Genomic DNA, 14,102 nt, shown 5'->3' with positions numbered 1-14,102 from the left:
GATGATGAGCGTCGCATACGAGGATGGCAGCCTAAGTGCCGTCCTTCAAATAATCAATCTCATAATCGGCAAAGCGGAAGCTGTGGTAGACAAGCTGTCCCACGCCGCCGACCTCCCCAAAACTGAGCATATCCGTCTGTTTGTTGGCTCTCATGCCGACGTTGTTTCGTCTATATCCCATCATTACCACACTAACCGTTTGATAGTAAGCGTTAGAGTAAGTATAAGCGTGAGTGTGAATACGTTGATTACAATTATAGCTTATAGCAGAATAGAGAGAAATACAAGGGGATGTGAAAAAATTTTTTCAAGAAAATAAAACATGTTCCCAATCGTACGCGAGTTCATCGAGAAGGTGTACATCTTCCATCCGGAAGTGGCGGACGGCAAACGCACCCAGAAAATCGTCATCGTGTGGAACTGCATCGGAGAGTTCAACACTCGGACTTTGGATGCGGAAAACGAACAGGCATAGCCGGTTTTACGGACTGGCTGTGCCATATTTTTTGCGAAAGCGGTATCCATAAGGGAAGTTATCAAATGAAAAACTCTTTGAACCAAGAGCGGCTCAAAGAGTTTTTTCGTATGCGTCATTACCATCGCTTCGTCTTGCGCCAGAACGAGGGGCGCAGAAGGATGAGCAGGGTAAATATTTCAAGGCGGCCGAGGAGCATGGTCGCGCAGAGAATTGTTTTTGCGAAGTCCGAGAGCGGCGCGTAGGTGGAGGTCGCGCTCACAATGCCGAACGCAGGGCCGATGTTGCCAAGGGTTGTGACAGCGACGGCGATCGCATCGAACGGGAGCAGTCCGTCCATCGTGAGGAGGAATGCCGTTACGAAGATGATCGCGAAATAGAGGAAGAAAAACGTTCCTACGCGCAGCAGCATGGCACTGTCTACATGTGCGCCGCTGAGCGAGATGTCGATGACGCGGTTTGGATTCAGCTTTTGGAGGATGACGGCACGCGCATTGCGTACGAGGAGGATGATGCGCGCGACCTTGATGCCGCTCGCGGTCGAACCGGCACAGCCGCCGATGGTCATGAGGAGGAGCAGCAGGAGCTTCGAGAACGTCGGCCACGTCTCAAAGTCTGCCGAGACGAAGCCTGTCGTCGAGAGCGATGTCACCTGAAAGACGGTAGCGCGTGCAGCGGCGCCGCTGTCCAGCCCCATCTCAATAATGAGGTTGAGCGCAATGAGCAGCATGGCGACGAGGATCAGGCTGAGGTAGGTGCGGAACTCCGTATTGCGGAGAATAACAGCCGGCCCCTTGATCCACGCACGGTAGTAGAGAGAGAAGCTGCCGCCTGCGAGGAACATGAAGAGCGCAGTCCACATCTCAAACGCGAGGCTGTGAAAGTGCATGGTGCTGTCATCATAGGTCGAAAAACCGCAGGTACCGATCGTCGACATTGCGTGTGTGATGGCAATGGCGAAATCCACACCGCAGAGCATGAACACTCCTGTCGTAACGGCAGTAAATATGAGGTAGATCTTGAAGAGTGCCATGGTCATATCGCGCAGGCGCGGCATGACGCGATCCATGGTCGGTCCCGCCCCCTCGGCGCTGTACATATAGATCGTGCTCGCACCGGACTGCGGGAGCAGGGCAATGAAGATGACGATGATGCCGAGTCCCCCGATCCATGCGGTCATCATGCGCCAGAAGAGAATGCTGTAGGGGAGTGTACCGAGCGACGAGAAGACCGTTGCGCCCGTGCCCGTGAATCCTGAGATGCTTTCAAAGAGCGCATCGAGAAAGCCAAGGTAGTTGCCGAGCAGATAGGGGAGCATTCCGAGGAATGTTCCCGTGAACCATCCGAACGCAGTGATGGCAATGCCTTCACGCGCCGTCAGCTCCTCGGAGGGCTTTCCGTAGCGGCGAAAGCCGACACCGAGAAATGCACTGACAAGCACGGACAGAGTGAACGCCTCACGGCTTGGCTCATCGCCCACGACCGCGAGCACGAGCGGGATTACAAGTACTGCCGCCATCGCAAACGAGAGGCGCGAGAGAATGTAGTTGACGGTGTAGATATTCATAACGTCCTACCACCTGTGCCCCGTGTCCTCAAAGAGAGAGCCGACGAAGAGAAAGAAAGCAAAGATCTCAATGCGTCCGAGGATCATCAGCAGCGCACAGAGGACCTTTGTCCACATGGGGAGAGCCGCAACCGTATCCAGATCCACGAGTGATGCCACACCGCCCGTCGTCGTGAGACACGAGACGGTCAGTGCGATCGTCTCGATGGGGCTCAAACCTGCGAGAGCGATGAGCAGGCTGCTGATGGAAAAGACGGCGGCAGAGATGAACGCGAGGACGAGAATGCGTCCCGCAGAGTGAAGGGGGACAATCCCACCGCCCTGCCGTACGGCGAACACCATGCGCGGATGCAGCGTCCGCAGCAGCTCCGTCCACGCGAGCGAGACGAGGATGAGAACGCGCGAGATGCGAAAACCACCCGCCGTCGAGCCCATACAGCCACCGATGATGGCGAGCAGGATGAGCAGCAGCTCTGCACCGTTATGGAATGGAATTTCCTCCTGTAACATGAGCCCATTTGTCGAGAGAAAGGAGATTGCATAAAAAAAACCATAGCTAACAGCCGCTGTGATCGTCTGCACACCGTGCAGGATGGGAAGAATGGACAGCAATACACCCGCACAGAGAAAAAGTGCAAAAAAAGAGCGCAGCTCCATATGATGTGCGAGCTCTGTCGCTGATTTGCGGTGCAAGAACTGCCAGAGCGTGAGCAGCGGAAGTGCCGAGAGCAAGGCAACCAATCCCGCGCCGAGCATGAGCGGCGGCGTTGGAGAGAGACCTCCCGTCACGGGACCTGCCCCTGAGGAGATCGTAAAGAGCGCAAGGATGAGCGCAGGAAAAATTTCATCGCCCGCCGCGAGATAGATGATGACGGCAAGGCATGTGATCGCCATGTAGATCAATGTCATCTCGCGCATGGGGCGCGTCATGCGATTCCAGAGCGGGCTGAACAATCGTTCTTGCCGAACCGTGAAGTCGACGCCGAAACAGCCGCTTACGACGGGCAGAACTGTCACGAGAATCACGATAAAAAGCAGCCCACCGAACCAGCTCATCAGTCCACGCCAGAGCAGGAGGGTGGGAGGGAGTGATTCGCCGAGTGTTGTTATCCCAGTCGTTGTGAGTGCGGAGATGCACTCAAAGAACGTATCCGTGGGGGAGAGCTGCAGCTCTGCCATATGAAACGGCAGCATACCGAGCACAGCGAGAAAGAACCAGACACTGAGGAGGAATCGTGTACCCTCCTCGATGGACAGCTGGCGCATATGGCTGCGTCCCATATTGCCGAACACTATGCCGAGAACCGCCGTCAGTACGCCGAGCGCGAGGAACGAACCAGCGAGCGGATCGCCGAGTGCAAAGCCGTATGCGAATGGGATGAGGTAGAGCGGCGCAAAGACATATGCCGTTCGCCCCATAAGCACCCAGAACAGATCAAAACGCATTAGTCATCTCCAAAATAGGCGAGGGCCTTTTTCGCAAAGGTCTTGAGTACAAAGAGGATGACGCGGTCGCCCGGCATAAGTTCTGTCATGCCGTTCGGGATTGCCGCTTCCTCGCCGCGAACATAGGCGCAGACCAAGCACTCACGCGGAAGATTCGCATTCATAAGCTTCTTTCCGACAATCGGAGCACCGGGGCTGATGATTACCTCAAGTGCTTCGGCCCGTGCGCCCTCGAGCAGGGTCACACGCGTCACATCGCCGCCGCGTGCATAGGCGAGCACCTCACTTGCGGAGAGCAGACGAGCCGAGAGTGCGATATTGACGCCGACCTTTTCCATGAGGTCGATGTACTCGTTGCGGTCGACACGTACGACCGTTTTAATCTTATTGTTTGAGAGGTGTCGTGCAAGGAGGGCAAGCATCAGATTCAGCTTATCATCTTCTGTAAGGCAGACGATGACATCCGCCTCGGCGACACCTTCCTCCGTCAGGAGGTCTATATCCGTGCCGTCGCCGCAGATCGCAAGTCCCGCCGTCAGCTTTTCGGCGAGCAGTTCGCAGCGCTCGCGGCTCTTGTCAATTACTTTCACCTGAACTCCCTGTCGCTCAAGCAAGAGCGCCAGCGCGCGCCCCGTTCGCCCCGCACCGATGATGGCGGCACGCGTCAGCTTGTGCGTGTCGCTCGGTACGAGACTGTGACTGAACTCCTCAATGCGTTCGGGCAGTCCGATGAAGTAGGCATTGTCCCCCGGGAGAAACATATCGTCACCGTGCGGGATAATCATGCGGTGGTCACGGAAGATGAGTCCTGCGAGTACCCCCTGGGGAAGACGCAGCTCCTTGAGCGGCTTGCGTGTGATGGCGGAGCGGCGGCGAATGCGTGTCTCGAAAAGACGCACCTTGCCCTGTGCGAAGTCCTCCACGTTGAGTGCGGCAGGGGTCATGAGAATGCGATTGATTTCGTTCGCTGTGATGAGTTCCGGATTCAATACGAGGTCGATGTCGAAGTTTTCCTTGAGATAGCGTCCTGCATCCATTGTAAAATTCATGTCGCGAATGCGGGCGATCGTATGCTTGACACCGTGCTTCTTCGCGAGTACACAGGCGACGATATTTACCTCGTCGCTCTCCGTTACTGCGATGAGAATGTCCGCGCTCTTGATGTCGGGGTCGTTCATCGTGAGCGGGCTTGTGATGTTCGCCTCGATCGTCAGTACGTCCAGCGTTGTCTTTGCCGCTTCGAGCTGACTCTCATCGCCGTCCACCACGACGACATTCATGTCCTCCTCCGAGAGCAGTGCCGCGATGCTGTAACCCAGCCGTCCAGCTCCTGCAATTACGATCCGCACGATGATTCCCTCCTGCGCTTCAATAGGTAAATATAAAGAAGTATACCATAGATTTTCTGGAAGTTAAACTCATATTGATCGATACATCCGCATATTCTGGATTGTATGAAAGAAGTTTTCTGTTTTGACAAAAAAGTAGTTGACGATGTTAACCTATATTTGATATATTTTTAGTAATAATTAAGAGGATCAATGGGGGTAAAAGAATGAGCAACAATCAATCACCACACGTTCAAATCGCAGTCGCGGACCCGACACCGCTCGGTCTGATGGGGCTTGCCGTTGTCACAATGGTGGCATCTGCGGCAAAGCTTGGGATCGTCAGCAATGTGGCATGGGTACTGCCGTGGGCGATCTTCTGTGGCGCTGCAGCTCAGGTTGTCGCAGGTGTGCTGGACTATCTACATAAGAACATCTTTGGCGGGACAGTGTTCTGTGCATTCGGGTTCTTTTGGTTTGGCGTCGGCATGAGCTGGATGATTAAAGCCGGCGCATTTGGCGAGGGACTGGCTGCCGGGGTTGATCCTCTGGCAATCGGATTTGCCTTTTTCGCATATTTTCTCTTTTCTGTTACTGCAACCATTGCGGCATCCTCGGCGAATCTCTTTCTCTTCGTCGATATGGTGCTGATTGATATCCTTCTGCTGGGGCTTGCTCTTGATGCATGGGGGATTGGAGGCCACGCACCGCATATGATTGCAGCCTATGCAGAGGTTGGTATTTCACTCCTCTCCATGTATGGCGCTGGAGCAGCTCTGCTCAATAATTTCTACGGTCGTGTATTTTGGCCGCTTGGTAAGCCGGTGAATAACTGGAAATCGTAATGAGATCAGATGGACATGGCGCTGCTTGTAACGGGCAGCGCTTTTTTGTTGAAATGACGATTTTGTGTTAGACTATGTCTGTGGAAATTTTTGGATGGGGGCGATAGCTTGCTGTGCTTTTCGGGGGTGTCCGTAGACTATGGAACGGGGACGGATGCCGTACACGCGATTGCGGACACGTCGCTTTGTGTTGAGCGGGGGATGGTGCTCGCACTTATCGGAGCATCGGGCTGCGGCAAGTCGACGATGCTGCGTGTGGCGGCGGGACTTGTGCGCCCGACAGCGGGGACACTGTACGCCGATGGTGTCCCTGTTAATCCGCATATACTGCGCATTGGCTTTCTCCCACAGAACTACGGCCTGCTCGCGTGGAAGACTGTGCGCGAGAACATCCTCCTCGGCGCACAGATCAAAGGGATGTGGAATCCGGGGCGGATGAATGCATTCGATGAGATTGTATCTGATCTCGGACTGTCCGGTCTCCTCACGCGTTACCCGTCCGAACTCTCGGGCGGTCAGCAGCAGCGCGTGGGACTTGCGCGCGCCTTTTTGCTTGCGCCTGACCTCTTGTTGATGGACGAGCCATTCTCCGCGCTCGACGCGATCACGCGTGAGTCTATGCAGGAGATATTCCTGTCTCTCTGGAAAAAGCACGCCGTCACTACCATGCTTGTCACACATTATGTCGAGGAGGCGTTGATGCTTGCGGGACGCATCGCCGTCATGACGGGGACACCGGGGCGCATCGCCGAGATCATTGACAATCCACTCGCGGGTGATCTCACACATCGCTGCATGCCGGAGTTCTTCGCAATGGGACAGGAACTGCGTGCAAAGATTGCGGGGGGCATTGTGTAATGGGAAAAATTTCACTGCGGATGTTCGTGTTCGGCGCATGTCTTTGTATCGTGCTCTGGGCAGGGCTGGCATATCTCCTCGCAATGCCTGTGATTCCCTCGCCTGAGCAGGTGGCCCTGCGTCTCGCGGCGAAATTCCCCGAAACGATTTCCGTTCATGCGGGCTACAGTCTTATGCGTATTGTGCTGGGACTATTTGCCGCTGTCGCCGTGGGCTACCCGGTTGGTGTGCTGATGGGACATTTCCCTCGTGTGAACCGTCTCTTTGCGCCCGTCCTATACATGACCTATCCCGTACCGAAGATCGCCCTGCTGCCCGTTGTAATGCTTCTCTTCGGCGTGGGGGAGACGAGCAAGCTGCTGCTCGTATTCCTCATTATCGTCTTTCAGGTCATCGTTGGCGTGCGTGATGCGGTTGCCGCAATTCCTTCCGAGACGTACGCGCCGCTGCGCGTCCTCGGGGCATCCTTTCCGCAGATTGTGCGCCATATCATCGTACCCGCTTCCCTGCCGAAATTCATTACGGCAGTACGCGTTGCGATGGCAACGGCGATCTCCGTACTCTTCTTCACAGAGACATTTGGAACGCAGTACGGCATTGGCTGCTATATCATGGATGCGTGGCTGCGCGTGAACTACCTCGATATGTACGCGGGCATCGTCGTCCTCAGTACAATGGGGCTGATGCTCTTTATCCTGCTTGACTTTGCGGAACGACGGCTGTGTGCGTGGAATAGGCAATAAAAGCAAAAAGAGCGACTGCACTCTTGCTGTGTAGTCGCTCTTTTCGTATGTGCTTAGCGGACCAGTACAAATCCGCTTGCACTGTCCCAGACGACGGTGCCGTTCTCTGCCTTGTGGATGGAAATATTCTCGAAATGGATGAGATAATTTCCTATCTTGTAATCCTGCAGCTCCCCGCTGAGAAGATGGATATTGTCGTGTTGATTCCCATATTGCACAAGTATTTCCGCATAGGACGTTAGGTCAATGCGCTCCTCTGTTCCGTCAGTGCGCGTGAGTACGAGGAACCCCTCGTCTGTTATTTGTTGTGTGTCGAAACGGATGAGCGTGTGGTAGCCCTCGATGGACAGCTCCGTGAAATCTGTGCCGTAGAAGAAAAAGCTCTCATGCATAGATCTGAAATTCTCATCGAATACCTCTGCAGCGAGCGGAGAGACATCCTGTTCGAGGTAGAACGCAATATCGATGATTTCGTCCACAACCGCGGGCGGTGTATCGTCGCGCTTCACAATCCGACCGTCCTGCAAAAGATTGTTCTCGGTGAGGATTTGCGTGAGGCGCGCCTCCTGATTGCGGCGCGGCACGTCGACGACGTTGAGCGGAGTGAGACTGAAGATGAGCGCGAGAATGGCGGCGCAGAGGTATACTTGCTGGGGCTTTCGTCGAAGGAAGGCGACGGCAAGCGCATAGATGCCGCAGAACGTACAGATCATGGAGGTGTAGCGCAGCGTTGTCAGCCCGTACGCCTCATAGCGGAGCCAGACGCCGTAGAGCTGGACGGCGAGGATGGGGAGAAAGAGCAGGAGTGCCCATTTCAGAAAGCGGGAAAAGAGGGGAAGCCTAGACTGCGCAGCGAGCGTGCCGAAGAAAAAGGCGAAGCCAAGGAGCGCAAACGAGGCGTACCAATTCATCGTGCCGACAGGCATCTCGCCCGCACCGATGATCTTGCCGACGTAGAGGTAGAGGACAAGGAGCAGGAGAAGATAGACAGGGAAGAAGAGATAGAGGAGCAGCTTCTCTGTGGCTGCGGGGAACTCATAGCGTGCGCCCGCATTTGTCAGTGCGCCGAGGAATGAGGAAAATCCCCAGCCGCCGTAGGCGATCAGACCGGAGAAGAGATAGGTCGTCTCGGGAAGCCATCCGTCCGCATCGGTGATGATCAGCGCCCAGAATGCGGCGACGCAGAGGATGAGTCCGAGAAAGAGCAGGATGCTCGTCGCGATGGAAAATGCGGCGGCAAAGAGGAGGGCGGGCAGCCCCGGGGCTCTGTTCGCACGTTCGAGGAGGAAGAGCGCGAGAAAGGCGAGTGCGAGATAGATGCCCTGTGTCCCAACGATCAGCTGGCGGCTCGGATTTTCCACGCCATACCACGCATAGGCAAGGAGGAGGAACAGGACGGCAGACGACGCCGCGCGCAGCAGCAAGGCCTTTTTTACTGGAAATACATCCGTGAAGAGGCGGCAGGTGACTGCCGTCATCCATGCGCCGAAGACAGCGGGTGCGAGGCGCACGAGATGCTCGAAATAATCGCTGTGCCAACCCTCCTCATACAAACCGGGGCGCAGCAGAATAATGCCTGCACCGACGAGGACAAGAACCGTCTGCCAAAAGACAGCAACTGGAAAACGGCGAAGGAGTTCATGCGCCCGCCCCTTCAGCCGCAAGATGCGTATGGTGATATTCATAGCAATCATCCTCTCTGTGCATTGGTATTCGTTTGCTAAGGAATCACTGATAAAATGAAGTCCGTCGTATTGGTGCTGAATTTATCAGTGCTTCCTATATTCTATGTGTATAGGGAATCGCCGTCAATGCGTACCAGATTAAGGAAATGAATACTTCTTCTCAAATCTTTACAACGACCTCCGAAAAATGGTAAGATGGGCGCGTGTGGTTTTGCCGTGCGGACAGGGATCTGTTCGGCATTCTTTTAGAAAAAGGGTGGTACGCAAGATGAACGAGCTTCTCTATAAGATTCCCGCCAACACGCCGCGCGAAGAGATCATCCGGCAGCTCAAGGCACATCCCGAGGTGCGCTTCGTCTCGCTTGTCGGCATCGACATGGCGGGAAATGATACGGATGAGAAGATCCCCGTGCGGATATTTATTGAAGATATCGAGAAATTCTACAACGGAACCGCTGTGCAGACAGATGGCTCCTCCGTGGTTCTGCCGAAGATCGCGACGATTAATAACGCGAAGGTGGATCTGCCGATTGATCCTGCAGTCAACTGGTTTGTCGACTATGACCCCGAGGGGACGGACGAGGAGACGGGGCTGCCCATCGGTACGCTGCGGATTCCTTCCTTTATCATTCACGAGGGGAAGCGCGTCGATTCGCGTGCGGTACTCGTGGATACGCTTGCATATGTCAAGCAGGAACTCCTCGATTTTTTCCATGCAAATCCGAAGATCTCAGGTGCGCCAAGCCTAAACGGAGCGGATATAGTGGACATTTCCTTTACGTCTGCAACGGAGCTTGAATTTTGGGTCAAGACGCCGCTCGATGATAATGCATCCATCGAAGAGATGTCGGCGTCGCAGGTAATGAACGAGCAGTATTGGGAGCGTACGCACGGAGCGGTGCGTACGGCACTTGAAGACTGCCTTATTCAGCTGGATAAATATGGCTTCCATATGGAGATGGGGCACAAGGAAGTCGGGGGACTCAAGGCGCAGATCGACGAGAGCGGCCGTATGACGCACGTCTGCGAGCAGATTGAAATCGATTGGCAGTATGACAATGCCGTGCAGGCGGCGGATAACGAACTCTTCGTTCGTACCTTTGTCCGCGAGATCTTCCGTCTCTACGGACTTGAGGTAAACTTTAAGGCAAAGCCGCTGATCGGGCTTGCGGGCAACGGCGAGCATACGCATCTGAGCCTTGCGGCGATCACGAAGGACGGCAAGAGGCACAGCCTCTTTGCCGCCGATGATCAGAATGCACACTATATGAATGCGGTCGGCTACGGCGCACTGATGGGGCTGCTCAAGAACTACGAGGCGATCAACCCGTTCGTCTCGGCGACGAACGACGCGTTCAACCGCCTGAAGCCGGGCTTTGAGGCGCCGGTATGTGTCGTCACCTCGTTCGGCGCATCGCCCGCGATCCCGTCACGCAACCGTACGGTGCTTGTGAGTCTCATTCGTGACCTTAAAAATCCAATTGCAACGCGTTTCGAGCTGCGTGCGACGAATCCGTATTCGAACACTTACCTCGTCATTGCCGCATCCTATCTTGCGATTCTCGACGGCATCAAGCATACGGCTGGACGCAGTACTGAGGAACTTCTCGGCGAGTTGTCGAAGCAGCCAGGGGAGAAGGGCCTCTACCTCGAAACCGACCGTGCCTATCGGAGCGAGGAGGACGTATTCGAGTACTACACGGCAGATGAGCGCGATGCGCGCTTTGGAAAGCCGCCCGCAACGGTCTGGGAGAATATGCTCGGCTTCGACCTCTATCCGGAGAAAGTCGCAGCGCTCACAGCGGGAGGGACGCTTCGTCCGCAGATCATCGAGTCGTTCCGCACGGGTGCACTCCTGCGTTGGAAGATCGAGCTCATCAGCCGCATCATTCCAGAGAATCGCAATATTGTGCGCCGTATGACGGAGATCAAGAGTGACTTCGTGACAGATCAGGATGCCTATATGTGGAACAAGATTCACGATCTGCGCATCTATCTTGCGAAGGATACGATTGACGACAAGGCACTCTTTACCCTGCTTATCAAGGCACTGAACGAGGGCGACTATCCGACGGCATCTGCCCTGCAGCGTGAGATGTATGCAAAGATGGAGGAGCTCAAGGAGCTCTATGCCTGCTATAAAAAGAATATGATCTAAATTGTTCCAAAGCCTTCCCTTCATGACAGGAAATGGGGACAATAAGGAGTTACTGCACGAAGTTCACAGCTGGGTTTTGCGCAGTAACTTTTTTTATAAAATAAAAGTCAAAAAATCAAAGAAAAGTATTTGACTTTTTGACTTTAACTGTTATAATGAATCCAAGAGCAATCATATGAATGGTGGAGGGATACATTATGGAACAGGATAAATACACAGCGCGCACGCTCGCGGCACTGCAGTCGGCACAGCAGATCGCGGCGATGCGCTATCATCAGGAAATCACATCGGTGCACGTACTGCTCGCACTTGCAAAGGAGCCGGAGGGGCTTCTCGCAACCATCTTCGATGTCTGCGGTGTTGACCTGCCGCTGCTCAAGGCACGCCTCGAAAAGGAGCTTGCCGCCATTCCGAGCGTGCGCGGGACGAATCGACTTGGCATGGGGATGGACATGGTGCGCGTGCTCGGACGTGCCGAGGAACTGGCGAAGTCGATGAAGGACGAATACGTCTCGACCGAGCATCTGCTGCTCGCGCTCATCACGGACGGGAGCGACGAGGTGCAGTCGATTGCACGCGAGTTCCGCCTGACGAAGAGCGCCGTGCAGGACGCGATCCAGAAGCACCGCAAGCAGAATGTCACAAGCGACAACCCCGAGGAGGGGTACCAGTCGCTTGAGAAATACGGACGCGATCTGACAGCGGCGGCGCGTGCGAACAAGCTCGATCCCGTGATCGGACGCGACGAGGAGATCCGTCGCTCGATTGAAATTCTCTCGCGCCGGACAAAAAACAACCCCGTGCTGATCGGTGAGCCGGGCGTTGGCAAGACGGCGATCGTCGAGGGGCTTGCTCGCCGCATTGTGGCAGGGGATGTGCCCGAGTCGCTGAAGAACAAGACGCTCTACTCGCTTGATATGGGCGCACTCGTTGCAGGTGCAAAATTTCGCGGCGAGTTTGAGGAACGCCTCAAGGGTGTGCTGAACGAAATCGCAAAGTCCGAGGGGCAGATACTGCTCTTCATCGACGAGGTACATACGGTCGTCGGTGCGGGCGCGGCAGAGGGCGCGATGGATGCGGGCAACCTGCTGAAGCCGCTTCTTGCGCGCGGCGAGCTGCGCTGCATTGGTGCGACGACACTGAACGAGTACCGCAAATACATCGAGAAGGATACGGCGCTCGAACGCCGCTTCCAGCCCGTCATGGTCGGTGAGCCGAGTGTGGAGGACACAATCTCGATTCTGCGCGGACTGAAGGAGCGCTACGAGGTGCATCACGGCGTACGCATCCGCGACGCGGCACTTGTCGCGGCGGCGACGCTCTCCGACCGCTATATCTCCGACCGTTTTCTGCCGGACAAGGCGATCGACCTCGTCGATGAGGCGGCGGCAAAGCTGCGCACGGAGATCGAGTCCATGCCCGCACCGTTGGACGAGATTCGGCGCAAGATCCTCCAGCTTGACATCGAGGAGGAGGCGCTGAAAAAGGAGACGGACGAGGCATCGAAGGAAAAGCTTGCTGCACTCATCGCCGAAAAAACGCAGCTCCATGCTGAGGAACAGAAACTCCAAGCGAAGTGGGAGGAGGAAACACAGTCCATTCTGCGCGTGCGTGCTATCAAGAAGGAAATGGACGAGCTGCGCGGTGAGATGGAGGCCGCGGAGCGCGCCCAGAACCTTGCGCGTGCATCGGAGCTGAAATACGGAAAGATGCCGGAACTCGAGAAGAAGCTCGCAGAAGAGGAGGCAGCGATTGCTGCGAAGGCGGACGGCGAGCAGATGCTCAAGGAAGAGGTCGGCGAGGAGGACATCGCGCGTGTCGTCAGCCGTTGGACGGGCATCCCCGTGACGAAGATGATGACGGGCGAGCGCGAGAAGCTGCTCCACCTCGAAGAGGTGCTGCATGAACGTGTGGTTGGACAGGACGAGGCCGTGACGGCAGTCAGTGAGGCAATCCTGCGTGCACGCGCGGGCATCAAGGATCCGAACCGTCCGATCGGTTCGTTTATCTTCCTCGGTCCCACGGGCGTAGGCAAGACGGAGCTTGCAAAGACGCTTGCCGAGTCGCTCTTTGACGATGAGCGGAGCATGATCCGCATCGATATGAGCGAGTATATGGAGAAGCACAGCGTCTCGCGTCTCATCGGCGCGCCTCCGGGCTACGTCGGCTACGATGAGGGCGGACAGCTGACGGAGGCCGTACGCCGCCGTCCGTACAGCGTGATCCTGCTCGACGAGATCGAGAAGGCGCATCGCGATGTGTTCAACGTGCTGCTGCAGATTCTCGACGACGGGCGTCTGACGGATGGCAAGGGGCGCGTCGTGAACTTCAAGAACACGGTTATTATCATGACAAGCAACCTTGGCTCGCATGAGATTCTGAGCAAGGACTACGCGGAGGCAGAGACTGCGGTGCGTGCACTCCTGCGGGAGTATTTCCGCCCCGAGTTCCTGAACCGTGTGGATGATACGATTGTGTTCAAGGCTCTTACAAAGGAGGATGTGAAGCACATCGCGGCGATTATGCTCGCGGCGCTCAGCAAGCGGCTTGAACGGCAGACAGATATTCAGCTCACGTGGGATGAGGCGGCACTCACGGCACTTGCCGATGAGGGCTTCGACCCCGACTTCGGCGCGCGTCCGCTCCGCCGACTGCTCACGCACACGGTCGAGACCGCGCTCTCGAAGAAGATCATCGCGGGCGATGTACGCGGCGGCGATACCGTGGAGCTCGGGTTTGACGGGACGGAGTTTACGTTTAAGACACTGTAAGTGAGCGCCCCTATCGGCTCGCTGTGCTCGCCACTTCCCCCGTTGCGACGGGGGAAGCTAATATGCCGTAATCAAAAAGCCTGCCCCGCTTGTGGGGAAGGGGCACAACAGGAGCAGCATGAAGGTGTATTTTCCTTCATGTTGCTCCTTATTTTAGGAAGCACTGATAAATTCAGCACTGCCATCTTAGCACATCTTTTTTGCCCGCTTTTCGTTAGCAAATCCT

Annotated in this window: 10 protein-coding genes; 6 read left to right on the top strand and 4 right to left on the bottom strand. The window is 55.7% G+C overall.

Features of this window, described 5'->3' with window-relative positions; genetic code table 11:
* Nucleotides 1-322: 322 nt before the first annotated feature.
* Nucleotides 323-475 carry a DUF4368 domain-containing protein gene (locus tag HMPREF1992_RS11245; RefSeq protein ID WP_021685432.1) on the top strand — a complete coding sequence of 51 codons (153 nt, stop codon included), beginning with the start codon at nucleotides 323-325 and terminating at the stop codon, nucleotides 473-475.
* A 118-nt stretch (nucleotides 476-593) separates the two neighbouring features.
* Here HMPREF1992_RS11245 and HMPREF1992_RS08230 read toward each other — a convergent pair whose 3' ends face one another.
* Genes HMPREF1992_RS08230 through trkA form a run of 3 tightly spaced genes read right to left on the bottom strand, consistent with a single transcriptional unit; the run spans nucleotide 594 to nucleotide 4,837 of the window.
* Nucleotides 594-2,042, bottom strand: coding sequence for a TrkH family potassium uptake protein (locus HMPREF1992_RS08230; protein ID WP_021685431.1), 1,449 nt, complete (start codon nucleotides 2,040-2,042; stop codon nucleotides 594-596).
* 6 nt (nucleotides 2,043-2,048) lie between these two features.
* Nucleotides 2,049-3,488: a potassium transporter TrkG gene (locus tag HMPREF1992_RS08225; RefSeq protein ID WP_021685430.1), complete on the bottom strand. Its 1,440-nt coding sequence runs from the start codon at nucleotides 3,486-3,488 to the stop codon at nucleotides 2,049-2,051.
* Nucleotides 3,488-4,837 (bottom strand): Trk system potassium transporter TrkA, encoded by a 1,350-nt coding sequence (gene trkA / locus HMPREF1992_RS08220; protein ID WP_021685429.1) that lies wholly within the window; start codon nucleotides 4,835-4,837, stop codon nucleotides 3,488-3,490. Before trkA ends, HMPREF1992_RS08225 begins: the two co-directional genes overlap by 1 nt.
* Before the next feature lie 206 nt (nucleotides 4,838-5,043).
* Here trkA and HMPREF1992_RS08215 point away from each other — a divergent pair, with 206 nt between their 5' ends.
* The 3 genes from HMPREF1992_RS08215 to HMPREF1992_RS08205 all read left to right on the top strand — a co-directional run bounded on the left by HMPREF1992_RS08215 (nucleotide 5,044) and on the right by HMPREF1992_RS08205 (nucleotide 7,262).
* Nucleotides 5,044-5,661 carry an acetate uptake transporter gene (locus HMPREF1992_RS08215; RefSeq protein WP_021685428.1) on the top strand — a complete coding sequence of 206 codons (618 nt, stop codon included), beginning with the start codon at nucleotides 5,044-5,046 and terminating at the stop codon, nucleotides 5,659-5,661.
* Nucleotides 5,662-5,769: 108 nt separating this feature from the next.
* Nucleotides 5,770-6,519: an ABC transporter ATP-binding protein gene (locus HMPREF1992_RS08210; RefSeq protein WP_037359242.1), complete on the top strand. Its 750-nt coding sequence runs from the start codon at nucleotides 5,770-5,772 to the stop codon at nucleotides 6,517-6,519.
* Nucleotides 6,519-7,262: an ABC transporter permease gene (locus HMPREF1992_RS08205; protein ID WP_021685426.1), complete on the top strand. Its 744-nt coding sequence runs from the start codon at nucleotides 6,519-6,521 to the stop codon at nucleotides 7,260-7,262. Before HMPREF1992_RS08210 ends, HMPREF1992_RS08205 begins: the two co-directional genes overlap by 1 nt.
* 53 nt (nucleotides 7,263-7,315) lie before the next feature.
* Here the strand turns inward: HMPREF1992_RS08205 and HMPREF1992_RS08200 are convergent, their stop codons facing one another.
* Nucleotides 7,316-8,947: a DUF4153 domain-containing protein gene (locus tag HMPREF1992_RS08200; RefSeq protein ID WP_231366977.1), complete on the bottom strand. Its 1,632-nt coding sequence runs from the start codon at nucleotides 8,945-8,947 to the stop codon at nucleotides 7,316-7,318.
* Nucleotides 8,948-9,215: 268 nt separating this feature from the next.
* On the opposite strand from HMPREF1992_RS08200, the gene HMPREF1992_RS08195 reads away from it, so the two are divergent.
* Nucleotides 9,216-11,105 carry a glutamate--ammonia ligase catalytic domain protein gene (locus HMPREF1992_RS08195; protein WP_021685424.1) on the top strand — a complete coding sequence of 630 codons (1,890 nt, stop codon included), beginning with the start codon at nucleotides 9,216-9,218 and terminating at the stop codon, nucleotides 11,103-11,105.
* A gap of 197 nt (nucleotides 11,106-11,302) precedes the next feature.
* Nucleotides 11,303-13,876, top strand: coding sequence for an ATP-dependent chaperone ClpB (gene clpB, locus HMPREF1992_RS08190; protein ID WP_037359238.1), 2,574 nt, complete (start codon nucleotides 11,303-11,305; stop codon nucleotides 13,874-13,876).
* Nucleotides 13,877-14,102: the final 226 nt, after the last annotated feature.

The organism is Selenomonas sp. oral taxon 892 str. F0426 (genome assembly GCF_000468035.1).
In the GTDB taxonomy this organism is placed as follows: domain Bacteria; phylum Bacillota; class Negativicutes; order Selenomonadales; family Selenomonadaceae; genus Centipeda.
Note: the sequence above shows the minus strand (reverse complement) of the source record. Positions and strands in the feature narration are given on the sequence as shown.

Bases quoted from the DNA above. Each gene is read 5' to 3' on its own strand.
- HMPREF1992_RS11245 (WP_021685432.1), top strand. From the start codon at position 323: ATGTTCCCAATCGTACGCGAGTTCATCGAGAAGGTGTACATCTTCCAT.
- HMPREF1992_RS08230 (WP_021685431.1), bottom strand. From the start codon at position 2,042: ATGAATATCTACACCGTCAACTACATTCTCTCGCGCCTCTCGTTTGCG.
- HMPREF1992_RS08225 (WP_021685430.1), bottom strand. From the start codon at position 3,488: ATGCGTTTTGATCTGTTCTGGGTGCTTATGGGGCGAACGGCATATGTC.
- HMPREF1992_RS08215 (WP_021685428.1), top strand. From the start codon at position 5,044: ATGAGCAACAATCAATCACCACACGTTCAAATCGCAGTCGCGGACCCG.
- HMPREF1992_RS08205 (WP_021685426.1), top strand. From the start codon at position 6,519: ATGGGAAAAATTTCACTGCGGATGTTCGTGTTCGGCGCATGTCTTTGT.
- HMPREF1992_RS08200 (WP_231366977.1), bottom strand. From the start codon at position 8,947: ATGAATATCACCATACGCATCTTGCGGCTGAAGGGGCGGGCGCATGAA.
- HMPREF1992_RS08195 (WP_021685424.1), top strand. From the start codon at position 9,216: ATGAACGAGCTTCTCTATAAGATTCCCGCCAACACGCCGCGCGAAGAG.
- clpB (WP_037359238.1), top strand. From the start codon at position 11,303: ATGGAACAGGATAAATACACAGCGCGCACGCTCGCGGCACTGCAGTCG.